18 protein-coding genes are annotated in these 22,832 nt (G+C 73.0%); 5 read left to right on the top strand and 13 right to left on the bottom strand.

Going from position 1 to position 22,832, the window contains the following annotated elements; translation table 11 throughout:
- Together gatA and gatC are read right to left on the bottom strand one after the other, a co-directional pair.
- The gene (gene gatA, locus QP089_RS31205) at window positions 1–1,500 is read right to left on the bottom strand and encodes an Asp-tRNA(Asn)/Glu-tRNA(Gln) amidotransferase subunit GatA (RefSeq protein WP_285916381.1); all 1,500 of its coding nucleotides are present in this window, start codon (window positions 1,498–1,500) and stop codon (window positions 1–3) included.
- Window positions 1,500–1,799: an Asp-tRNA(Asn)/Glu-tRNA(Gln) amidotransferase subunit GatC gene (gene gatC / locus QP089_RS31200; protein WP_285916380.1), complete on the bottom strand. Its 300-nt coding sequence runs from the start codon at window positions 1,797–1,799 to the stop codon at window positions 1,500–1,502. Before gatC ends, gatA begins: the two co-directional genes overlap by 1 nt.
- 369 nt (window positions 1,800–2,168) lie before the next feature.
- Here gatC and QP089_RS31195 point away from each other — a divergent pair, with 369 nt between their 5' ends.
- Window positions 2,169–2,420 (top strand): DUF6458 family protein, encoded by a 252-nt coding sequence (locus QP089_RS31195; protein ID WP_285916378.1) that lies wholly within the window; start codon window positions 2,169–2,171, stop codon window positions 2,418–2,420.
- Window positions 2,421–2,680: 260 nt separating this feature from the next.
- Here QP089_RS31195 and QP089_RS31190 read toward each other — a convergent pair whose 3' ends face one another.
- From QP089_RS31190 to mnmA, 5 genes are all read right to left on the bottom strand, one after another.
- The gene (locus QP089_RS31190) at window positions 2,681–4,804 is read right to left on the bottom strand and encodes a putative bifunctional diguanylate cyclase/phosphodiesterase (protein WP_285916376.1); all 2,124 of its coding nucleotides are present in this window, start codon (window positions 4,802–4,804) and stop codon (window positions 2,681–2,683) included.
- 254 nt (window positions 4,805–5,058) lie between these two features.
- Window positions 5,059–7,227 carry an NAD-dependent DNA ligase LigA gene (ligA, locus tag QP089_RS31185; protein ID WP_285916374.1) on the bottom strand — a complete coding sequence of 723 codons (2,169 nt, stop codon included), beginning with the start codon at window positions 7,225–7,227 and terminating at the stop codon, window positions 5,059–5,061.
- Window positions 7,228–7,542: 315 nt separating this feature from the next.
- On the bottom strand, window positions 7,543–8,547 hold the full coding sequence (locus QP089_RS31180) for a methionine synthase (protein ID WP_285916371.1): 1,005 nt from the start codon (window positions 8,545–8,547) through the stop codon (window positions 7,543–7,545).
- Window positions 8,548–8,605: 58 nt separating this feature from the next.
- Window positions 8,606–9,424 carry an LLM class F420-dependent oxidoreductase gene (locus QP089_RS31175; RefSeq protein ID WP_285916370.1) on the bottom strand — a complete coding sequence of 273 codons (819 nt, stop codon included), beginning with the start codon at window positions 9,422–9,424 and terminating at the stop codon, window positions 8,606–8,608.
- A 154-nt stretch (window positions 9,425–9,578) separates the two neighbouring features.
- Complete coding sequence (gene mnmA / locus QP089_RS31170) at window positions 9,579–10,655, bottom strand: tRNA 2-thiouridine(34) synthase MnmA (protein WP_285916368.1); 1,077 nt, start codon at window positions 10,653–10,655, stop codon at window positions 9,579–9,581.
- Between the two features lie 68 nt (window positions 10,656–10,723).
- On the opposite strand from mnmA, the gene QP089_RS31165 reads away from it, so the two are divergent.
- Window positions 10,724–11,806, top strand: coding sequence for a DUF695 domain-containing protein (locus QP089_RS31165; protein WP_285916366.1), 1,083 nt, complete (start codon window positions 10,724–10,726; stop codon window positions 11,804–11,806).
- 60 nt (window positions 11,807–11,866) lie between these two features.
- On the opposite strand, the gene QP089_RS31160 is transcribed toward QP089_RS31165, so the two are convergent.
- The 3 genes from QP089_RS31160 to QP089_RS31150 form a co-directional block, all read right to left on the bottom strand.
- Window positions 11,867–12,769 (bottom strand): DUF1206 domain-containing protein, encoded by a 903-nt coding sequence (locus QP089_RS31160; RefSeq protein WP_285916364.1) that lies wholly within the window; start codon window positions 12,767–12,769, stop codon window positions 11,867–11,869.
- A 73-nt stretch (window positions 12,770–12,842) separates the two neighbouring features.
- Window positions 12,843–13,703 (bottom strand): DUF1206 domain-containing protein, encoded by an 861-nt coding sequence (locus QP089_RS31155; RefSeq protein WP_285916362.1) that lies wholly within the window; start codon window positions 13,701–13,703, stop codon window positions 12,843–12,845.
- 108 nt (window positions 13,704–13,811) lie between these two features.
- Window positions 13,812–14,987, bottom strand: a complete 1,176-nt coding sequence (locus QP089_RS31150; protein ID WP_285916747.1) for a cysteine desulfurase family protein — start codon at window positions 14,985–14,987, stop codon at window positions 13,812–13,814.
- Window positions 14,988–15,251: 264 nt separating this feature from the next.
- On the opposite strand from QP089_RS31150, the gene QP089_RS31145 reads away from it, so the two are divergent.
- The 3 genes from QP089_RS31145 to QP089_RS31135 all read left to right on the top strand — a co-directional run bounded on the left by QP089_RS31145 (window position 15,252) and on the right by QP089_RS31135 (window position 19,411).
- On the top strand, window positions 15,252–15,770 hold the full coding sequence (locus tag QP089_RS31145; RefSeq protein WP_285916360.1) for a TetR/AcrR family transcriptional regulator: 519 nt from the start codon (window positions 15,252–15,254) through the stop codon (window positions 15,768–15,770).
- A 240-nt stretch (window positions 15,771–16,010) separates the two neighbouring features.
- Window positions 16,011–17,291, top strand: a complete 1,281-nt coding sequence (locus tag QP089_RS31140) for an MFS transporter (RefSeq protein WP_285916358.1) — start codon at window positions 16,011–16,013, stop codon at window positions 17,289–17,291.
- Between the two features lie 302 nt (window positions 17,292–17,593).
- The gene (locus tag QP089_RS31135; RefSeq protein WP_285916355.1) at window positions 17,594–19,411 is read left to right on the top strand and encodes a serine/threonine-protein kinase; all 1,818 of its coding nucleotides are present in this window, start codon (window positions 17,594–17,596) and stop codon (window positions 19,409–19,411) included.
- Between the two features lie 55 nt (window positions 19,412–19,466).
- Here QP089_RS31135 and QP089_RS31130 read toward each other — a convergent pair whose 3' ends face one another.
- The 3 genes from QP089_RS31130 to QP089_RS31120 all read right to left on the bottom strand — a co-directional run bounded on the left by QP089_RS31130 (window position 19,467) and on the right by QP089_RS31120 (window position 22,792).
- Window positions 19,467–20,417, bottom strand: coding sequence for an electron transfer flavoprotein subunit alpha/FixB family protein (locus tag QP089_RS31130; RefSeq protein WP_285916354.1), 951 nt, complete (start codon window positions 20,415–20,417; stop codon window positions 19,467–19,469).
- 23 nt (window positions 20,418–20,440) lie between these two features.
- Entirely contained in the window at window positions 20,441–21,220 is a 780-nt protein-coding gene (locus QP089_RS31125) for an electron transfer flavoprotein subunit beta/FixA family protein (protein ID WP_285916353.1), read from the bottom strand.
- A gap of 276 nt (window positions 21,221–21,496) precedes the next feature.
- Window positions 21,497–22,792: a protein kinase domain-containing protein gene (locus tag QP089_RS31120; RefSeq protein ID WP_285916352.1), complete on the bottom strand. Its 1,296-nt coding sequence runs from the start codon at window positions 22,790–22,792 to the stop codon at window positions 21,497–21,499.
- Window positions 22,793–22,832: the final 40 nt, after the last annotated feature.

Genomic DNA, 22,832 nt, shown 5'->3' with positions numbered 1-22,832 from the left:
TCACTTCGCCTCCGCCAGTTCGGGGGCCTTGGCCAGCAGCGGGCCGCCCCAGCGCTCTTCCAGGGCCCGCTCCACGGCGGCGCCCACCCGGTAGACGCGGTCGTCGCCGAGGACGGGCGCCATGACCTGCAGGCCCACCGGCAGGCCGTCGGCGAGGCCGCACGGCACCGAGATCGCGGCGTTGCCGGTGAGGTTCGCCGGGATCGTGCACAGGTCGGCCAGGTACATCGCCATCGGGTCGTCGGCGCGCTCCCCGATCGGGAACGCGGTGGTCGGCGTGGTCGGCGACACCAGCACGTCCACCTGCTCGAACGCGGTGTCGAAGTCGCGCTTGACCAGAGTGCGGACCTGCTGCGCCTTGCCGTAGTAGGCGTCGTAGTAGCCCGACGACAGCGCGTAGGTGCCGAGCATGATGCGGCGCTTGACCTCGGGGCCGAAGCCCTCCGCGCGCGTCAGCGCCATGACCTCCTCGGCGCTGCGGGAGCCGTCGTCGCCGACGCGCAGCCCGTACCGCATCGCGTCGAACCGGGCCAGGTTCGACGACGCCTCCGACGGCGCGATCAGGTAGTAGGCGGGCAGCGCGTAGGCGAAGTGCGGGCACGAAACCTCGACGACCTTCGCGCCCAGCGACTCCAGCAGCTCGACTGCCTCGGTGAAGCGGGCCGACACGCCGGACTCGTACCCGTCGCCGGCGAACTCCTTGACGACGCCGACCCGCAGGCCGTCCACGTCACCGCTGCGCGCGGCCTCGACGACGGACGGGACGGGACGGTCGATCGACGTCGAGTCCATCGGGTCATGGCCGCTGAACGCCTCGTGCAGCAGCGCCGCGTCCAGCACGTTGCGGGCGAACGGGCCCGGCGTGTCCAGCGACGACGCGAACGCGATGATCCCGTACCGGGACGAACCGCCGTAGGTCGGCTTGGTGCCGACGATGCCGGTGACCGCCGCGGGCTGCCGGATCGAGCCGCCGGTGTCGGTGCCGGTGGACAGCGGCGCCTCGTACGCGGCGACCGCCGCCGACGACCCGCCGGACGACCCGCCCGGGATGCGCGTCAGGTCCCACGGGTTGTGCGTGGTCCCGAACGCGCTGTTCTCCGTGGACGAGCCCATCGCGAACTCGTCCATGTTCGTCTTGCCGAGGATCACCAGGCCGGCCTCGCGCAGCCGCTTGGTCACCGTCGCGTCGTACGGCGGCCGCCAGCCCTCGAGGATCTTCGATCCGGCCGTGGTCGGCATGTCCGTGGTGGTGAACACGTCCTTGTGCGCGATGGGGACGCCGGCCAGCGGGCCGAGCTCCTCCCCCGCCGCGCGGCGCTCGTCCACCTTCCGCGCCTGCGCAAGCGTCGTCTCCGCGTCCACGTGCAGGAACGCGTTCACCTGCCCGTCGACGGCGGCGATCCGGTCCAGGTGCGCCTGCGCGACCTCGACCGCGGACACCTCCCCGGCCGCCAGCAGCTCCCCGAGCTCCGCGGCCTTCCTGCGGAACAGCTCGCCCATCACGCCTCCTCGTCCAGGATCCGCGGTACGCGGAAGCGCTGCTGCTCGCTGGCCGGGGCGCAGGCGAGCGCCTGCTCCGGCGCGAGGCACGGCCGCACCTCGTCCGGCCGGTAGACGTTGGTCAGCGGCAGCGCGTGCGAGGTGGGCGGGATGTCCTCCGCGGCGACCTCCTGCACCCGCGCGACCGCGGAAATGATCTGGTCGAGCTGGGCGGCGAGATGGTCGAGCTCATCGTCGCCGAGCGCCAGCCGGGACAGCCGGGCGAGGTGCGAGACCTCGTCACGGGTGATGGCGGACATGATGAGAAACCGTTCCTGCGGTGAGAATGGGTTACCCGCCATCCTATTGGCCGCGCCCCCACCACCCGAACGGTTTCCCCCCGCGCCGAGCTCATTGCACCGCCCTCGGCGGTCGGGCGCTGGGCGCCCTCCCTTCAACGGGCGCTGCGTGCGATCGCTGCATCGCTCCGACTCGGCCCTGGGGGCCTCGCTGCGCGATCGAGTTCTCGCAAGCTCGAACTCGGCTTCGCTCGCGATCGCGACGGTTCAGGCCCGCACGTGGCCGGGGAAGAGCACCCGCCCCCGCCCGCTCGGGCGGCGCGCCGTTTCAGATCCGCATGCGGGGAAGGCTGTTGTCGTCCACCCCCGGGACGACGAGAGGAGTCCGCCGTGACCATCGGCGGCAGCATCGCCCTGATCATCATCGGCGCGATCCTGGCATACGCGGTCAACTACCAGTTCAGCGGCATCGACATCCGGCTGGTCGGCGTCATCTTGATGGTCGGCGGCCTGATCGGGCTGGTGGTCGGCATCGTCCGGATCGTCTCCGCGCGCCGTACCGTCGCGCGCCGCCCGCCCGCGGCGATCCGCGAAGAGCACTACTACGACGACGACCCCTACGAGCCCCGCCGCCGCTACTGATCTGATTGCGTCCGAACACCGACGCGGAAGCCCACGCGGTTTCCCCGGCGCGGAAGGCATCCCCGCGCATGGCTCAGCCACCGGCCCGGCCACGCGACCGCCTCGACCGTCGCGATCGCGAGCGAAGCCGGATTCGAGCTTGCGAGAATCCGATCGCGCAGCGAGGCCCCCAGGGCCGAGTCGGAGCGATGCAGCGATCGCACGCAGTGCCCGCCGAAGGAAGGCGCTCCAGCGCCTGACGCCTAGGGCACTGCAATGAACTACGCCGCCGGTTCGGGGGCTCGTTGGACGTGGCGGCGGAGCCAGTCGGTGGCGGTGTCGGCGTCCATGGGGCGGCCGAAGTGCCAGCCCTGGGCGGCGTCGCAGCCCATCTCGCGGAGCATGCGGGCGGTCTGCGGGTTCTCGACGCCCTCGGCGACCGAGCGCAGGCCGAGGGTGCGGACGAGGTCGACGATCGAGCGGACGATCACCGCGTCGTCGGTGGAGTCGGTGAGCCGCCCCACGAACGAGGAGTCGATCTTGATCTCCTCGACCGGGAGCCGCTTGAGCCGGACGAGCGAGGAGTAGCCGGTGCCGAAGTCGTCCAGGCTGAGCGGGATGCCGAGTTCGGCGAGCTTGGCGACGGTGTCGGAGGCGTAGGCCGGCTCGCTCATCAGGATCCGCTCGGTGATCTCGAGCTGGAGCGCGGCGGCGGGCAGCCCGCGCGCGAGCAGTCCCTCCTCGATGGTCTCGGTGAGGCCGGTGTCGAGCAGGTCGCGTCCGGAGGCGTTCACCGCGACCTGGACGGCGAGGTCCTCGCGCCACCAGGCGGCGGTCTGGGCGAGGGCGGCCTCGACGACGTGATGGGTGATCGAGCGCATCAGGTAGGTCTGCTCGGCGATCGACAGGAACGCCTCGGGTTCGAGGAGGCCCTTGTCGGGGTGGCGCCAGCGCAGCAGCGCCTCCATGCCGACGAGCTGGCCGTCCCGCAGCGAGACCTTCGGCTGGTAGAACAGCTCCAGCTCGGAGCGGTCGATGGCGCGGCGCAGGTCGCCGAGCATGGTGAGCCGCTCCGGTGAGTTGCGGTCGTTGGCGGGCGAGTAGACCTCGACGCCGGTGCGGCCCTCCTTGGCGTTGTACATCGCCACGTCGGCGCGCTGCAGGAGCAGCTCGAAGTCGGGGGCGTGGTCGGGGAACAGCGCGATCCCGACGCTGGCCTCCAGGTCGAACGACATGCCGTCGAGGCGGACGGGCTCGCCGAGCGCGGCGCGCAGCCGGGCGGCGACCTCGCGGGCGGCGGCCTCGTCGCGCACGGACGGCAGCAGCACCGCGAACTCGTCGCCGCCGAGCCGGGCGACCAGGTCGCCGGGGCGGACGCTGTGGGTGAGCCGGTGCGCGACCAGCTGCAGCAGGCGGTCGCCGGTCGGGTGCCCGAGGGTGTCGTTGACCTCCTTGAACCGGTCGAGGTCGAGCAGGAACAGCCCGGCGCGCTGATCGCGCTCCTCCACCGCGGCGCGGCGCCGCGGCGGTTTGATCGAGGCCGCGCCGCGCCGCAGGGCCGCGCTGCGCTTCTCCGCGCCGCGCGCCTCAGCGAGCGCTTCCTCGGTCCGGACGATCAGCAGCTTGCGGTTGGGAAGGCCGGTCAGGCCGTCGTGCAGGGCCTGGTGCTCGCGCCGGACGGCGACGGAGGCGTTCAGGTAGACGGCGATGAACGGCAGCAGGATCAGCGGGACGAACAGCGCGGAGCGGTCCATCGCGATGACCATCATCGGGGCGAGCCCGAGCAGCGCCAGGTGCACCAGCACCTGGTAGGCGAGGTCCCAGCGCAGCGCCTTGACCAGGGAGACCCGCTCGTGCAGCGCGACGGCCGAGCCGACGAGGGTGTCGTTGCAGACGAAGTAGACGGCGCCGGCGAGCGCGATGGCGGGCAGGTCGGAGCCGTCGGGCACCCAGGTGCCGGACGGGGTGGCGAGGTCGCCGAAGAGGGCGAGGACGAGCTGCGCGGCGCCGAGGCTGAGGGTGTACTGGGCGGCGTTGAAGGCGATGCGGTGCGGGGTGCGGCCGCGGAACACCCCGCAGGTGACCACGGCGATCGCCTGGAGCGCGGCGGCGACGGGGAGCCCGGCGTACAGCAGCGCGGCGAAGGCGAACGTGGTGGAGGTGGTCGCGCCGTTGTTCTCGGTGGAGCCGGGCGTGATGATGGGGCGCAGCTCGCCGAAGACGATGAAGCAGCCGAGGATCCAGAACACCGGATTGCCGGCGAGCGCGTCCAGGTCGGCGCCGCTGAGCCCGGCGAACGCGACGGCGCACGCGGTGACGCCGAGCAGGATGACGACGACGAAGTAGATCCACAACGGGGAGCCGCGGCGCGGGGCCGTGTTCCGCGTGTTGTTCGGGTCCTTCATCACATCCTCGGGGGGTTCGGGGGGCCGTCCCCCGGCACCGGACGTGCCGGACCTCGGGGGACTCCTCCCGGGTGGTGCGTCCGGAGATTCAGGTGGGTCGTGATGTCAGGGAGAGTACGGCCTTTGCTCAACTTCGCGAAACCGGTTGCGTACGTTCCGTTATGCCCTTTCCATACCGGCCCCTCACCCGACGGTAGCTGAAGTGTACCCCTGAGTAACGCGACACTGGTGAGGGGGCGCTTAACCACGCCCGGTCATCCGTCCGCGCGCAAAGTTACATTTTTGGCCGCATCTGGCCCGTCGGCCAGGAGCACCCGGAAGCCCTCCTCCGCCAGGACCGGTACGCCGAGTTTGACGGCTTTGTCGTACTTCGACCCCGGGCTGTCGCCCACCACCACGAAGCCCGTTTTCTTCGACACCGACCCCGACACCTTCCCGCCGAGCCGCTGCACCGCCTCCGTCGCCGAGTCCCGGCTGAATCCCTCCAGCGACCCGGTGATCACCACGGTGACGCCCTCCAGCGGGCGCGGGCCCGCCGCGCCCTCGTCCTCCATCCGCACGCCCGCGGCCCGCCACTTCTCCACGATCTCGCGGTGCCAGTCGACCTCGAACCACCGCTTGATCGACGCGGCGATCGTCGGGCCCACGCCGTCGACCGCCGCCAGCTCCTCCTCCGTCGCGTTCGCGATCGCGTCCATCGACCGCATCTCGCGGGCGAGGTCGCGCGCGGCGGACGGTCCGACGTGCCGGATCGACAGCGCCACCAGCACCCGCCACAACGGCTGCCGCTTGGCCTTCTCCAGCTCCTGGAAGAGGATCTCGACCGTCTTCTTCGGCTCGCCCTCCTTGTTGGCGAAGAACGACACGACCTTGGGCTCGCCGGTCTTCGGATCGGTCTTGGTCGTCCCGGTCCGCTGGTCGAGGACATGGCTCCGGATCGGCAGCAGCTGCTCGACCGTCAGGTGGAACAGATCGCCCTCGTTCCTCACCGGCGGGTCGCTCGGCTCCAGCGGCTGCGTCAGCGCCGTCGCCGCCACGTAGCCGAGCGCCTCGATGTCGAGGGCGTTGCGGCTGGCCACGAAGAACACCCGTTCCCGCAGCTGGCCCGGGCAGTACTGCGCGTTCGGGCAGCGGATGTCGGCGTCGCCCTCCTTCTCGTACGCCAACTCCGTCCCGCACTCGGGGCAGCGCGTCGGCATCTCGAACTCGCGCTCCGAGCCGTCGCGCAGCGCGGTCACCGGCGCGACGATCTCCGGGATCACGTCGCCGGCCTTGCGCAGCACGACCGTGTCGCCGATCAGCACGCCCTTGCGCTTCACCTCGCCCGCGTTGTGCAGGGTCGCCCGCTCCACCGTCGACCCGGCGACCTTGATCGGCTCCATCACGCCGTACGGCGTGACGCGCCCGGTCCGGCCGACGCCGACCTTGATGTCGAGGAGCTTGGTGTTGACCTCCTCCGGTGGGTACTTCCACGCGATCGCCCAGCGCGGCGCGCGGCTCGTCGACCCGAGCCGTCGCTGCAGCGAGAACTGGTCGACCTTCACCACCACGCCGTCGATCTCGTACGCCGGGTCGTGCCGGTTCTCGCCGTAGAAGTCGATGTACTCGCGGACGGCGTCCAGCCCGTCGACGACCTTGTAGCGGTCGCTGACCGGCAGCCCCCACCCGCGCATCGTTTCGTACGCCCCGGACTGGCTCTCCGGCCGCTTGCCGCCCTCCCACGCGCCGAACCCGTGGACGAGCATGCTCAGCGGGCGGTGCGCCGTGACGCGCGGGTCCTTCTGCCGCAGCGACCCCGCCGCCGCGTTGCGCGGGTTGGCGAACGGGTCCTTGCCGGCCTCCACCTGGGCCGTGTTGACCTGCTCGAACCCCTCGACGGGCAGGAAGACCTCGCCGCGCACCTCCAGCAGGTCGGGCCAGCCCTCGCCGGCCAGCCGGTCGGGCAGCGCGTCGATGGTGCGGACGTTGTTGGTGACGTCCTCGCCGGTACGGCCGTCGCCGCGGGTCACCCCGCGCACCAGGCGCCCCTTCTCGTAGGTCACCGCGATGGCCAGCCCGTCGATCTTCAGCTCGCACAGGTAGCCGGCGACCTCGCCGACCTCCCGGACCACCCGCTCGTCCCATGCCAGCAGCTCGTCGGCGCTCATCGCGTTGTCGAGGCTCTGCATCCGCTCCAGATGCTCGACGGTCGCGAAGTCGGTCGTGATCGGCGCGCCCACCCGCTGCGTCGGCGAGTTCGGCGTGACCAGCTCCGGATGCTCGGCCTCCAGCGCTTGGAGCTCGCGCATCATCCCGTCGTACTCGGCGTCGGTGACCGTCGGCTGGTCGAGCACGTAGTAGCGGTAGTTGGCCTCGTCGATCTGCTCGCTCAGCTCCAGGTGCCGCTGAGCGGCCTCCGTCGGAACGCCCTCGCTGGTGGTCATGCGCCTATTCTCGCCGCTGCCACCGACAATCCGACGCCCGGCACGCCCGCCCACCAGCCACTCCGCCGCCCGCAGGCAAAGAGGCCGACTGCCGTCCTCCACTCCGCCGGCGCTCCGTTACGGACGTCAGTCGGTCACCTTGCGGGGGGACGACCCCCCACACCCCCCGGCAAAAGCGGCCGACTGCCGTCCTCCACTCCGCTGGCGCTCCGTTGCGGACGTCAGTCGGTCACCTTGTGGGGGAACGACCCCCCACACCCCCCGGCAAAGCGGCCGACTGCCGTCCTCCACTCCGCTGGCGCTCCGTTGCGGACGTCAGTCGGCGGCTTCGTACAGCATTCTCGCCGTGTCGCGGCAGCGTTTCAGGGCGTCGCGGACGTAGCGCGGCGACGCGCCCGCCATCCCGCACGCCGGGGTGATCACGACCTGCTCCGCCAGGCGCGCGGGCGGGAACCCGAACCGGCGCCACAGCTCCTTGACCGGTGCCGCGGTCGCCTGGAGGGACGGCAGCGCGGCGTCCGTTCCGGGCACCGCGCCCAGGAAGAGCCCGACACCCGCGTCGATCGTCTCCCCTACTGCGTCGTCGTCGCGCCTCGGGACGAGGCTCAGGTCGACCGAGATCGCCTTGGCGCCCGCCGCGCGGAGCAGACCGTACGGGACGTTCCGGGCGCAGCAGTGCACCACCGGAAACGCGTCCGCGGCCTCGATCACCTGTCGCAGCGCGTCCTCGGCGACCGGCGCCTCGACGGCCCGCAGCCGCGAGAACCCGCTGGCCGTCGGGACGGTCCCGGCGAGCGCGGCGGGCAGGCCCGGCTCGTCGAGCTGCAGGACGATCTCCGCCGCCGGCAGCCGCCGCCGGACGTCCGCGACGTGCGCGGCGACCCCCTCGGCCAGCGACGCGACCAGGTCGCGGACGGCGCCCGGGTCCTTCAGCGCGCGGTCGCCGTGCCGCAGCTCGATCGTCGCCGCCAGCGTCCACGGCCCGCACACCTGGATCTTGAACGGTCCGTCGTGCCCGCCCGCGACCTCCTCCAGGACGTCGAGGTCCCGCGTGAGATGGTCGTGGGAGCGCAGCGTGTCGCGGCCCGGCCGGTCGGAGAACCGCCAGCCGGACGGCTCCACCCGCACCGGCAGGTCCACCAGCAGCCCGGCCGTCCGCCCGGTCAGGTCGGCGCCGGGCCCGCGCGCGGGCAGCTCCGGCAGATGCGGCAGTTCGGGCAGCTCGCCCAGCACGACCCGCAGCGCCTCCTCCGGGTCGTCCCCCGGATACGACCCGATCCCGGTCGCCGTCCCCGCCTGCCACGGATGCTCGCTCGTCACGGACGGAACCCTACCGACGAAACGACCGCCCGAATCCCGGCGGCGGCGCTCCCCGGACTCAGAGGAGCTCCGCCAGCCGGTCGAGGCGCCGCAGCGTCCCGTCCTCCGGCTCGGTCGGCAGGTTGAACAGGATCTCGTCGACGCCGGCGCCCTCCAGCTTCTCGATCACCTCGGGCTTGGGCGGGACGGCGAACAGCGTCACCGGGACGCGGCGCCCGGCCCGCTCCCGCAGCTCGGCGATCTGCGCCGCCAGCGCGTCGGTGCCCCGCCCGAAGATCGGCATCCAGCCGTCCCCGAACTCGACCACCCGGTCGAACGTCGTCGGCCCCGACCCGCCGACCAGCACCGGCGGATGCGGGTCCTGCACCGGCTTCGGGTAGGAGAACACCGGGTCGAAGTCGACGAACTCCCCGTGGAACTCGGCCTGCTCCTTGGTCCACAGCTCCTTCACCGCCAGCACCCGCTCGCGCAGCAGCCGCATCCGGGTCTTCGGCTCGGTGCCGTGATTGCGCATCTCCTCCCGGTTCCATCCCGCGCCGACGCCCAGCACGGCCCGTCCGCCGGAGACCAGGTCGAGCGAGGCGACCTCGTTGGCCAGCACGATCGGGTCGCGCTGGACGATCAGCGCGATGCCGGTGCCCACCCGCAGCCGCTCGGTCGCCGTCGCTGCGGCGGTCAGCGTCACGAACGGGTCGAGCGTCCGGTAGTAGTGCCGGGGCAGCTCGTCCCCGCCCGGCCACGGCGACTCCCGCTTGACCGGGATGTGCGTGTGCTCGGCCACGAACAGCGACCCGAACCCGCGCTCCTCCAGCCCGCGCCCCAACGCGGCCGGCCCGATCCCGTCGTCCGTCACGAACGTCGACACACCGAATTCCACAGCACCCTCCAAGCGCAGATCACCGACGACCCTAACCCCACCGCAGGACGTCGACTTGCGGCGAGTCGTCGTTATGGCGGGCGGGATGACGACGACTCGCCGCAAATGAACGCGCGCTCATGGCATGGCCCGCGCCAACACAGGTCAGGGCGGGTCAGGCGGGGACGCGGGCGGTCTCGGCGATCGTGGCGGACGCGAGGACGCGGTCTCCCTCGTACAGGACGGCGGCCTGGCCGGCCGCGACACCGCGTGCGGGGGTGGCGAGGCGGATGCGCAGCGCGTCGCCGTCCGGCTCGGCGGTGCAGGCGTACACCTCGCCGTGCGCGCGGAGCTGGACGTGGCAGGCGAACGGCCCGTCCGGCGCCTCGCCCAGCCACACCGGGCGCTCGCCGACGATCTCGTGGACGTCCAGCGCCTCGCGCGGGCCCACGGTGACGGTGTTGGTGACCGGCGAGATGTCCAGGACGTAGCGGGGCTTGCCGTCCGGCGCGGGGACGCCGAGCCGCAGGCCCTTGCGCTGCCCGATCGTGTACGCGTACGCGCCGTCGTGCTCGCCGACGCGCGTCCCGTCGGCGTCGACGATCGGGCCCGGCGCCGAGCCGAGCCGCTCGGCGAGGAACCCGCGGGTGTCGCCGTCCGCGATGAAGCAGATGTCGTGGCTGTCGGGCTTGTCCGCGACCTGGAGGCCGCGCCGCTCCGCCTCGCGCCGGATGTCGGCCTTGGTGGTGTCGCCGAGCGGGAACATCGCGTGCGCGAGCTGCTCGGGCGTGCAGACCGCCAGCACGTACGACTGGTCCTTGCCCTCGTCGACGCCGCGCCGCAGGACGCCGCCGTCCAGCCGCGCGTAGTGCCCGGTGCAGACCGCGTCGAAGCCGAGCGCCATCGCCCGGTCCAGCAGCGCCGCGAACTTGATCTTCTCGTTGCAGCGCAGGCACGGGTTCGGGGTGCGGCCCGCCGCGTACTCGCTGACGAAGTCCTCCACCACGTCCCGGTGGAAGCGCTCGGCGAGGTCCCACACGTAGAACGGGATGCCGATCACGTCGGCGGCGCGGCGCGCGTCCCGGGAGTCCTCCAGGGTGCAGCAGCCGCGCGCGCCGGTCCGGTACGACTGGGGGTTGCTGGACAGGGCCATGTGGACGCCGGTGACGTCGTGCCCCGCCTCGGCGGCGCGGGCCGCGGCCACCGCGGAGTCGACGCCGCCCGACATGGCGGCGAGTACGCGCAAAGTCATAGTGCCTCCGAGCGTACGCGCCGTCGCAGGGTCGGCCGTTGTCAATTCCGCGTACGATGAGGCGGGTTATGGGAATCTTCCGCCGCCCTCGCGAGACCTCCGCCGCGACACCGCCCGCGATCAGCGAGTTCTGGGAATGGTGGGCGCAGGCGCGCCCGACGATCGAGGCGTCGCTGGCCGCCTCCGGGGCCGAGCCGGAGGAGTCCGGCGGGCCGGTGCCCGGCGAGGGGCTGTCGGCGGACGCGATCGAGGAGCTGTCCCGGCGCGTCCACAAGATCCACGCGGACCTGCAATGGGAGATCGGCGGCGCCGACGGGACGCCGTCGCTGACGGTCACCGGCGCCGGCGACCCCGAGCTGCGCGGGCTGGCCGAGCGCTGGTTCCGGGCCGCGCCGTCCGGCGCCGCGGCCGGCGGCTGGAAGTTCCACCCCGCCCGCCAGGCCGACCTGGAGATGCTCTCGCAGGACCTCGTGCTCGGCGACCACGAGTTCGACCTGGAGTACGTCCGGCTCGGCATGCGCGCCGACACCGACCGTGCCCGGGTGCACATCACCGCCTACCACCCCGACTTCCTGTTCGTGTCGGAGGAGCAGCAGGTCGCGGTGGCGCTGCACGTGCTGGACTGGGCCCTCGGCGAGGACGACGTCGCCCGCTGGATCGGCGACGTCACGATCGCGACCGAGACGCCGATCGACTCGCTGCCGCCCTCGATGCTGTCCGCCGTCGTCGAGCAGGTCGCCGAGCCGTTCGGCGAGCCCGCCTGGCTGACCGGCGAGGGCCGCACGCCCCGCGGCCACCCCGCCCGGCTGGGCGCCCGGTTCCCGCTGCACCGGCAGGACTACCCGCTCTGCGACCTGCACGTGGCGATCACCGTGCCGTACGCCAACTCCAACCCCGACCGGCTCCCGGTCGAGCCCTCGGCGGGGGCGCTGCGCGCGTTCGAGAGAAAGCTCACCAAGCTCGGCGACCGCGCGGTCCTCGCGGTCCGCGAGACCGGCGACGGCCTGCGGGTGTTCCACCTGTACGCCGACCCCGACTCCGGGGTGATCGCCGAGCTCGACCAGCTCGCCGCGGGCTGGAGCGAGGGCAAGGCCAAGGTCGCCTCCACCGCCGACCCGGGCTGGAAGGCCCTCGCCCCCTACCAGCCCTGAGGCAGACCTACCAGCTCCGAGGCACCGGCCGAGGCACCGGCCCTGAGGCGGCCCTGAGGGCTACCGGCCCTGGGGCAGCAGCCGCCGCATGCCGCCGCGGCCCGTCCGGCCGCGCGAGCCGCCCCGGACGGCCTCCACCTTCCGCCAGCGCGCCTCGCAGAAGGAGTAGGCGCCGAAGACCAGCAGCCCGATTGCGACGACGACCAGCAGCCACGGCCCGGCCGGGGTCCCGGCGAACTCGCGCAGCGTGCCGTCCAGTCCCTTGGCCTTGTCGGCGTCGAAGGTGACGGCCGCGTACACGAGGAAGACCCCGACGCCGCCGAAGACGATGCCGCGGGCGGCGCGTCCGACGACCCCGAGCGTCTGGACGACGCTGCGGGTGCGCCGCCCCATCTGGCCGGTGTTCAGCCGTTCGAGGAACTTGCGCCGGACGGCGCCGACGACGTTGCCGATCCCCCAGGCCACGAAGCCGAGGCCGATCGCCAGGATGAGCCAGCGCCCGCCGGGATGCTCCATCGCCCGCGCCGTGTAGGTCTTCGACTGCTCGTTGCTGGAACTGCCGCCCTGGCCCAGCACGAAGTTCAGCATGGTGATGAAACCGCCGGTGTAGAACACGCCGCGGCCGAACGACGCGAGTCGCTTGCGGGCCTTGCGGCCGTCGGCGACGGGCTGCCCGAAGGCCGCCTCCGAGAAGCGCCAGAGGGCCAGCCCGGCGAAGCCAGCGGCCAGGACCCACAGCATCACCGTGCCGCCGGGCTTCTCCGCGACGGTCTGGAGCGCGCCCTTCTTGTCGGCCTCCTGGCCGCCTTCGCCGATCCCGATCTGCACGGCCAGCCAGCCGATCAGCAGGTACAGCACGCCCCGGGCCGCCAGGCCGGACCGGCACAACATGTGGAAGGCCGAGTTTCCCGCCGCCCGGCGCCCCGCGCGGCGCACACCGCCCTCGGCCACATTGGAGGTCATTGCCGCCCCTTCTCGTCGTGGACGGCAGAGCTGTGCCCCACAGCGAACGGGTCAAACTCCGGCAAAGCGCAGCTCAAGCGCCGCCGTCGCGACCCTCGAGCGGCTCGACGTCCTTGATCTTGCGCCACCGGATCTCGCAGAAGGAGTAGAGCCCGAAGGTCACCAGCCCCGCGGCGATCGCCACCAGCCCCCAACCGCCGACCGGGGTCGCGGCGAACTCGCGCAGCACGCCGTCCAGACCCTCCGCCCGATCCGGCGCGAAGGAGATCGCCGCATAGACCAGGAAGGCGCCGACGGCCCCGCCGATCAGTCCGCGCGCGATATTGCCGATCACGCCGAGCGGCTGGACGATCCAGTGCACCGCCGTCCCCATCTCGCCGGTCTTCAGCTCGTCCCGGAAAGCGCGCCGGGCCGCGTTGACGAGCGTGATACCGCCCCAGACGAGGAAGCCGACACCGGCGGCGAGGACCACCCACCGTCCTCCGGGCTCGGCCATCGCGCGCGCGGACAGGGCCCTGGACTGCTGGTCGCTGGAGGCGCCGCTCTGCCCGAACAGGAAAGCGATCGTCCCCACGCATCCCGCGACGTAGGTGAGCGCGCGGAACAGGGCGGGGAAACGCATCCGTTTGCGCCTCCCCTTCGGCAGGGGCCGACCGTACAGGGCCTCGGCGAACTGCCACAGGGCCAGCCCGGCGAAACCCACTGCGAGCAGGAGGAGAACGATCCACCCGCCCGGGGTGGCCGCGACGGTCCGCAGCGCGCCCTTCCGGTCGGCCTCCTCCTTGCCGTGCCCCAGTGCGATCAGCAATGCCAGCCAGCCGATCAGCAGGTAGAGCAAGCCGCGCGCACCCAGCCCGGCGCGGGAGAGGTGGCGGAACCAGGGATGTCCGGCCGCGCGCCGCCCGATGTCGCGCGCCGCGTCCCTCGCTGCCATCGTCGCCTTCCTTAACCGGCTGGCCTGTCCCCGCTCAAGGAATGGCCAAACCAGGGTGCCCCTGAGGGAGCGGCCCATGCCGCGGAGGCCGACCATTGCGGGGCGTCTCTAGGACAGCCCGGCGCGGCGGGCGCGCTCGACGACGGGGCCGATCGCGTCGGCGAGCGCCTTGACGTCGGCCTCGGTGGAGGTGTGGCCGAGGGTGAAGCGCAGCGAGCCGCGGGCGCGCTCGGGGCCGGTGTCCATCGCTGTCAGGACGTGGCTCGGCTGGGACACCCCGGCCGAGCACGCCGACCCGGTGGAGCAGGCGATGCCCCGCGCGTCGAGGAGCATCAGCAGGGCGTCGCCCTCGCAGCCGGGGAAGGAGAAGTGGGCGTTGCCGGGGAGCCGGTCGTCCGGGTCGCCGTTGAGGATCGCGTCGGGCACGGCGGCGCGGACGGCCTCGATCAGCCGGTCGCGCAGCTCGGCGAGGCGGTGGGCCTCGGCGTCGCGGCGGGCCACCGACGCCTGGACGGCGGCGGCGAACCCGGCGATCGCGGGGGTGTCGAGGGTCCCGGACCGGACGTCGCGCTCCTGGCCGCCGCCGTGCAGCAACGGCACCGGATCGAGGTACAGCGGCTCCTTCGGCTTGGCGAGCAGGAGCGCGCCGACGCCGACAGGACCGCCGAGCTTGTGGCCGGTGATCGTGAGGGCCTGTGCGCCGCTCGCCGCGAACCGGACGGGCAGGTGGCCGGCGGCCTGCACCGCGTCGGTGTGCAGCGGGACGCCGCACTCGCGGGCGATGGCGGCCAGTTCCGGTACGGGCTGGACGGTGCCGACCTCGTTGTTGGCCCACATCACGGTGACGAGCGCCACGTCGTCCCCGGTGCCGAGGGCCTCGCGGAGGGCGTCGGGCCGGACGCGGCCGAGGCCGTCCACCGGGATCCATTCGACGGTGGCGCCCTCGTGGTCGCCGAGCCAGGTCACGGCGTCGAGGACGGCGTGGTGCTCGACGGCGCCGGCGAGCACCCGGACGCGGGCCGGGCCGGCGGCGCGCCGCGCCCAGTAGAGGCCCTTGACCGCGAGGTTGTCGGCCTCGGTGCCGCCGGAGGTGAACACGACCTCGCTCGGCCGGGCGTCGAACGCCTCGGCGATGATCTCGCGGGACTCCTCGACGACCCGGCGGGCGCGCCGGCCCGCCGCGTGCAGCGACGAGGGGTTGCCGAGCTCGTGCAGCTCCGCGGTCATCGCCTCGATCGCCTCGGGCAGCATCGGGGTCGTCGCCGCATGGTCGAGGTAGGTCACCACGCGGTCAACAGTATCCGCGCGCCCCCTGTTCCCCACCCCCGCCCGCCTCCCACGCCCGCCGCCACAGGCGAATCGGCCTACCCCCGCCGCACCCCAGCGCATCACCCAGGCAATGCGCCCGCAGCCGCCATCACCCGTGCCCGCCGCCGGGCACCCCGAGCTCGAGCGGGCCTGGCGGTGAGGGGTGGGGCGGGGTGGGAATAGGGCGGCTGGAGCTGCGGTTTGGTGGGTATACCGTCCGGCCGGTACAGTGGAATGGTCATGAAACGAGAAGCCCTCCTGGACGCCGCGGAGTCCGTGCTGTTCGAGCACGGCACGCAGGCGCTGACGCTCGCCGCGGTCGCCGACCGCGCCGGGGTCAGCAAGGGCGGGCTGCTCTACCACTTCCCCACCAAGGAAGCGCTCGTCAAGGCGATGGTGGCGCGGGTCATCGAGGAGTTCGACGGCCTGATCGCCTCCCACGACGACGGCACGCCCGGGTCCTATACGCGGGCCTACGTCGAGGCCACGTTCGAGATCCTCGGCGGGGAGGCCCGCGCGTACCGACGATGGTCGGCCATCACGGCCGCGGCGGCGGATCCGGAGCAGGCCGAGCCGCTGAACGAGGCGATGCGGCGCTGGCACGGCCGGGCTCCCGCCGACGACCCGGACCCGGGCGCCGCGCAGGTCGTCCGGCTGGCGGCCGAGGGCCTGTGGGAAGTGGTGAGCCATGCGCCCGAGCTGTACGACGGGGAGCAGCTCGAGGCGCTGAAACGGCGGCTGCTGGCGCTGCTGCCATAAGCGTCCCGCGGCGCCGAATGCGCCGACGACGCGCGGCCGCGCCCCGCTGACACGGGCGCCGCCACCGGCATCGTCTGAACCCCTCGGGGCCCGGCCCGGGCCTGGAGCGCTCGGCGACGCCCGGATCTCCGTCACGGACGAACCACCGCGCACTCGCGTGCGCACGACCTGTTCTTCACATCGGGGCCCGTGCCCGGCCGGTCCGGCACGGGTCCCACCGAGCCGAGAAAGAGGTGAACCATGCTGTTCCGCGCCCGTTCGGGAACGTTCCTGACCTTCGCTCTGGCGGGCCTGCTCACCGGAGTGTGGGTGGCCAGGATGCCGGCGCTGGCCGGAAAGTTCGGGACGAACGAGGGCGAGATCGGCATCGTCGTCCTCGTCTGGGGTCTCGGCGCGATCGTCGCCATGCAGGTGCTCCGCGGGGTCATGGCCCGGGCCGGCAGCCGCAACGTGCTGCGCGTCGCGCTGCCGCTGACCGCGCTGTCGTACGCCGCCGTGGCGCTCGCCCCCACCTACGGGCTGCTGCTCGGCGCCGTCGCGCTGTTCGGCATGACCTTCGGGATCACCGACATCGCGATGAACGCCCAGGGCAGCGTGGTCGAGCAGGGATACCGCCGGTCGATCATGAGCGGGATGCACGCCGGCTGGTGCGTCGGCGCGATGAGCGGCGGCCTGTACGGCGTCGCGACCGCGGCGGCCGGGCTCGGGTTCACCGCCACGGTGCTGATCGCCGCGCTGGCCGCGGTGCCGCTCGGCCTGCTGCTCGGCCGCACCTACCTGCCCGACACCTACCCGATCGACATCGGCGCCGTCCCCGCCGCCGAGCTGCCCGCCGGCTCCGGGACGGGGCGGGCGGCGCGGCGACTGCCGCTCGCCGTCTACCTGATCGGCGTGCTGGCGTTCATCGCGTTCATGACCGAGGGGTCGATCGCGGACTGGAGCGGGCTGCTGCTGCACGACGAGCTGCACGCCTCGCAGGCGCTGGCGGCCCTCGGCTACCCGATGTTCGAGCTGGCGATGCTGTTCGGCCGGCTGGTGGGCGACCGGGTCCGGATGCGGGTCGGCACGCGCCGGCTGCTGACCGGCGCCGGGATCGGCACCGCGCTCGGCATGACGGTCGTCGTGCTGGCGCCGACCGCGCCCGTCGCGATCGCCGGGTTCTTCGTGACCGGGCTGGTGGTCTGCACGGTCGTCCCGACGACGATCTCGCTGGCGGGCACCGCCGCGCCGGGGCGTCCGGCCGCCGCGGTCGCGCAGGTCGGCGCGATGGGCTACGGCGGTCTGCTGCTCGGCCCGGTCGTGGTCGGCTTCCTGTCGGACGCGACGTCGCTGCGGCTCGGCGTCGGCGTGGTGGTCGTGCTGGCGCTGCTGATCGCGGCCGGTGCCCGGTTCGTCCCGCTCCGGACGTCGTCCGACATCTCGGCGCACTCCCCCGAGGCGCCGGTCGCCGCCGCCGAGACGCCGGGCGGCCCGTCCCGCGACGACCCGAACGACACGCGTCCCCAGCCCGTCGCGGCCTGAGCCGGGACCGCTCCGCCCGAACGGGGGCGGCGGAACGTGCTCCCGCCGCCGCGTGCGGAAGGTGGCGCCCAACACGGACGCCACCCCGTCCCGCGCTCTCGGCTCACGGCCGAGAGCGCGGGATCGACGGGCGGAACGGTGGTCGATGCATGCTGTCAGTCGTGGCATGGACACAGTCTGCGACGCCCGGATCAGCCTCCGAAAGCAGTTCGCGCAACTGTGGATAACTCCCGCCGTGGCGTCCTGACGTGCGGCGGTCCGTCCGGTATATAACGCCCTTGGACCTACGAACGGGGCAGTGCATGAGCGGCTGGCGAGTGCCGGGGTACAGCGAGTTGCGGGTGCTCGGCGAGGGCGCGCAGGGCCGGGTCGTCCTGGCCGCGCACGACGGGACGGGCCGACCGGCCGCGATCAAGTACCTCGCCGGGTCGCTCATCGCCGACGCGGAGTTCCGCGAGCGGTTCCGCGGCGAGGCCGACCTGCTGCGGCGGCTGCACAATCCGTTCGTCGCCCGCCTGTACGGGCTGGTCGAGACGCCGGAGGGCGCCGCGATCGTCATGGAGGCGGTGGACGGGGCGTCGCTCAAGGCCGTCCTGGCGGAACGCGGCCCCCTGCAGCCCGAGGCCGCGCTGGCGGTGCTCAAGGGCTCGCTGCTGGGCCTGGCCGCCGCGCACGACCTCGGCATCGTCCACCGCGACTACAAGCCCGCCAACGTGATCGTGCGCGCCGACGGCCTGAGCAAGCTCATCGACTTCGGGATCGCGGCCGAGGCGGGCGAGGCGGACCGGTCGGGCACGCCGGTCTACATGGCGCCCGAGCAGTGGCGCGGCGAACCCGCCTCCCCCGCCACCGACGTGTACGCCGCCACGTGCGTGTTCTACGAATGCGTGACCGGCAGGCGCCCCTACACCGCGGAAGACCAGGCCGGGCTGATGGGCCGCCACCTGACCGCACCGATCCCCGTACAGGACGTCCCCGAGCCGCTGCGGCCGCTGATGGAACGCGGCCTGGCCAAGAGCGCCTGGGATCGGCCGCTGGGCGCCGCCGCGTTCGTGTCCGAGCTGGAGTCCGCCGCGTCCGGTGCCTACGGCGCCAACTGGGAGACGATGGGCGTCCGCACACTGGCCGGTGCCGCAGCGGCGCTTTCGATGCTCTTCCCGCTCACGGCGCTCGGCCTCGGCTCGAGCGGCATCGGAGCCGGCGCGGCGGCAGGCGGCGCAGGCGCAGGCGCGGGGGCGGCAGGAAGCGCCGGCGCAGCGGGCGGCGCCGGAACCGCCGGGACGGCCACGGCGGGCAAGGGCGTCATCGGCGCGCTCGGCGCGAAGGGGGCCGCGGCAGCCGTGGGCGGCGCGGCCGTGGTCGCGGCGGGCGCAGGCGCGGCCGTGTACGTCGCCGAGGCGAAGGACAAGCCCCAGCCGAAGCCGATCGTGGCCTCGCTCGCCGCGCTGAACGAACCGCAGCGGGACCTCGGCCGCGGGATGACCTTCCAGGCGCGGGGCCAGGTCGTCACGGTCACGGGCGGGCGGCCCGCGCTCGTCCGGAAGATCGACCAGGCGCTGCGGGCGCCGCTCGAGGACCGCTGGGCCAAGACCCGCAAGGGCCTGGCCGACATCGGCAGGGGCGGCTACACCGACGTCGTGAAACCGGCGATTCTCCTGCGCAACGACCGGTTGCTGTCGGTCTGGTACACCGTCAGCCTGCAGGGAGAGCGCGGAACGGGCTGGGACCACTCGCAGGCCGTGACCGTCGATCTGCAGACCGGCGCGGCCTATCAGCCGCTCGACCTGTTCCGCGTCCCGACCGAGCAGGGCCTCGAACCGCTGGACAAGAAGATCAAGGCGCACCTGCCGCACGGCACGTACTGCTACAGCGACGTCGACCCCGGGACCGGCCCCATCCAGCCGCACGGCACCGACAACCCGTCCAAGTTCGTCAAGTCCGGGGACGTCAGCATGGCCCTGACACCGACCGGGCTCCGCGTGGCCTTCTACGGCTCAGTTCTGGGCTACGCCTCCGCGTGCGGCGAGGAGGACACGACGGTCCCCTACGCGGAGGTCGCGGACATGCTCAAGCCGCAACTGCTGAAGGCCGTCCCGTACCCGTCGCCCGCGCGGTCGTGAGACGCCGGACGCCCCGCCTCCGGAGCGTTCCGGGGACGGGGCGTCCGGCGAGAGGTCACTTGCGCTTGTTGATCTCTTCGGTGAGCTGCGGCGCGACCTGGAACAGGTCGCCCACGATGCCGTAGTCGACGAGCTCGAAGATCGGCGCCTCGGGGTCCTTGTTGATGGCGACGATGGTCTTCGAGGTCTGCATGCCGGCCCGGTGCTGGATGGCGCCGGAGATGCCGACCGCGACGTACAGCTGCGGCGACACGGTCTTGCCGGTCTGGCCGACCTGGAACGAGTGCGGGTACCAGCCGGCGTCGGTCGCGGCGCGGGAGGCGCCGACGGCCGCGCCGAGCGAGTCGGCCAGGTCCTCGATGATCTTGAAGTTGTCGGCGCCGCCGACGCCGCGGCCGCCGGAGACCACGATCGCGGCCTCGGTCAGGTCCGGGCGCTCGCCCTTCTCCTGGACGACCTTCTCCACGATCTTCGTGCCCTTGTCGGTGTCCGACAGCGTCACCTGCACCGCCTCCTCGGCCGGGGTGGCCGCGGACGCCTCGGGCGCGACGGAGTTCGGCCGCACCGCGATGATCGGCGTGCCGGTCTTCACCTTGGCGTGCGAGATGATCCCGCCGCCGAAGATGGAGTGCTCGGCGACGAAGCCGTCGGCGACGTCCACCACGTCGGTGAGCACGCCGGAGCCGGTCTTGACGGCCAGGCGGCCCGCGACCTCCTTGCCCTCGGCGGTCGCGGAGACGAGCACCGCCGCCGGGGACTTGTCGGCGACCAGCTGCGCCAGCAGCGCGGCCTTCGGCGCGACGACGTAGGAGGTGAGCTCCTCGTCGGCGGCGACGTAGAGCTTGGCGGCGCCGTACTCGCCGAGCTTGTCCTTGGCGCCGTCGGCGCCGGGGCCGACCCATACCGCGGCGGCCTCGCCCAGCTTGTTCGCCAGCGTCAGCAGCTCGAGGGTGACCTTCTTGACCTCACCGTCGACGTGGTCGACGAGGACGAGAATCTCAGCCATTGTTCTCTAATCCCCTTCCTCGGTCAGACGAACTTCTTCGACGCGAGGAACTCGGCGATCTTCGCGCCGCCGTCGCCCTCGTCGGTGACGATCTGACCCTGCGCGCGCGGCGGCGCCTCGGCGAAGTCGACCACCTCGGTGGCCGCGTTCGCCAGGCCGACCTGCGCGGCGTCGATGCCGGCGTCGGCGATGCCGAGCGTCTCGACCGGCTTCTTCTTGGCCGCCATGATCCCCTTGAACGAGGGGTAGCGCGGCTCGTTGATCTTCTCGACCACGGAGACCACCGCGGGCAGGGTCGCCTCGACGCGGTCGAAGCCGTAGTCGGTGACCCGCTGCGCCTTGATGGACGAGCCGTCGATCTCGACCTTGTTGGCCAGCGACACCTGCGGCACGCCGAGCCGCTCGGCGAGCATCGCGGCGAGCACGCCGGTGCGCGCGTCGGTGGACTCCGAGCCGAGGATGACCAGGTCGAAGCCGGTGCGGCCGAGGGCCTGCTGGATCGCGTAGGAGGTCTGCAGCGCGTCGGAGCCGGCGAGGGCGTCGTCGACGAGGTGGACGGCCTTGTCGGCGCCCATCGCCAGCGACTTGCGGATGGAGTCGGTGGCCTTGTCGGGGCCCATGGTCAGAACGGTCACCTCGCCGCCCTGGGCCTCCTTGATGCGCAGCGCCTCTTCGATGGCGTACTCATCGAGCTCGTTGATGACACCGTCCGCGGCAGCGCGGTCGAGCGTGCTGTCATCGGACTTCAGCTTGCGCGGGCTCTCCGTATCGGGAACCTGCTTCACCAGGACGACGATGTTCATGGCCGGTGGCCGACCTCCCTGCACTCAGTTGGCCGCTGGGGTAAGCGGACAGAGGGGCGCCGCCCCTGACGGGTCGGCGCGGACATGCGCTTTCGCAGTCACAGCCTGCCAAACACCCGAACGTGCTTCGGAGCCGGGTCCCCGGTTCGGCCGTGCACGACAAATGTTACTCATCGGTAGCCTACTGGCAAATCCCAGTTCGTGAGACCTTACCCACGCGACCGCCGGGTTTACGGGTCCGATCCCGTCCAGCGGGCCGCGTGACGCAGTTCATACTCACATCCGGTCCATGGCGTTCTGCAGCCGGTCGATCGAGCGCTCCAGAGAACTCTGCAGCCCGTACATCGGCGCGAAGCTCGGCCTCAGCGACATCGCCCCGACCACCGCGAGCAGCGCCAGGACCCCGAGCACCACGCCCGCGACCGCGATGTGCCGGGGGTTGCCGGCGACCGCCAGGAACATCCGTTCCAGCTGACGGCGCGGCGCGCTGACGCCCGGCGCCGTCCACAGCACCGCCGCGCCCGCCCCCGCGCCGAACGCGCAGGCCCCCAGCGAGTCGATCTCCCCGCCGATCACCGACGCCGCCGCAAGCGCGAGCGGCACCGCCGCCGTCAGCGCCGCCGCGTAGGGAACGGTCAGGGCGGTCCGGCCGAGCGCCCCGGCCCAGCCCGTCACCGTGCGGGACATGGCCGCCCGCAGCAGCGTCACCGCCACCAGCGTCAGCAGCAGCCCGACGATCGGCATCATCACCGCGATGCCGACGCCGATGACCACCACCATCGCCGCGAGCAGCCGCGCCCACCCCTGCGCCACCGCCAGGTCCTGCGCGTCCGCCGCCCGCGCGGTCGTCTCCACCGGCTCCCGGACCGGCGCGGGCACCGCCGCCCGCCCGGCCTCCTCCTCCACCGGCGGCGCGGGCGCCGGGACGGCCCGCACCGGACGCACCTCCAGCCGGGACGCCGCCTCCGCCAACCGCTCCGCATCGGGCCGGGCCGCCGGATCGGCGTCCGCGGCCGCCGCCACCAGCGGACGCAGATCGGCGGGCAGCGCGTCCAAGGGCACCTCGTGCCGTCCGGTCGCCGCGAACGTCACCGTCGCCGCCCACGCGCGCACGTCACCGGGCCCGTGCGCCCCGGCGGACAGGCCGAAATCCACCACGATGGGAGCGCCGTCGACCACCAGCACCGTCTCGGGCCCCAGCTCCCCGTGGGCGAGCCCCGCCCGGTGCACGGCGGCCAGCGCCTTCGCCAGCCCGACCGCCATCCGCCGCAGCGCGTCGCCGGACATGGGCCCCTGCTCCGCGACGACCTCCGCCAACGGACGCCCCGGCACGAACCGCGACACCACGTACGGCCGCCGCACACCGGACTCGCCGTCCAGGACGTCCACCACGTACGGGCTGAGCACCGCGCGCATCCGCTCGATGTCGGGCGCGGCGCCCGGCGGCAGCAGCCTGATCGCCACGTCGCGGCCGTCCGGCCCGGTGGCGCGGTGCACGCCGGTCCCGCCGCCCAGCCGGGTCAGCAGCCGGTACGGACCGATGTGCTCCTGGTGGCTCGTCTCGCCGCTCATATGGCCCGCCACCCTACCGACCGCCCCCGCCCTCCCGCAG

The organism is Actinomadura opuntiae, from assembly GCF_030283205.1.
Taxonomy (GTDB): domain Bacteria; phylum Actinomycetota; class Actinomycetes; order Streptosporangiales; family Streptosporangiaceae; genus Spirillospora.
This window is presented reverse-complemented; position numbering and strand designations above follow the sequence as displayed.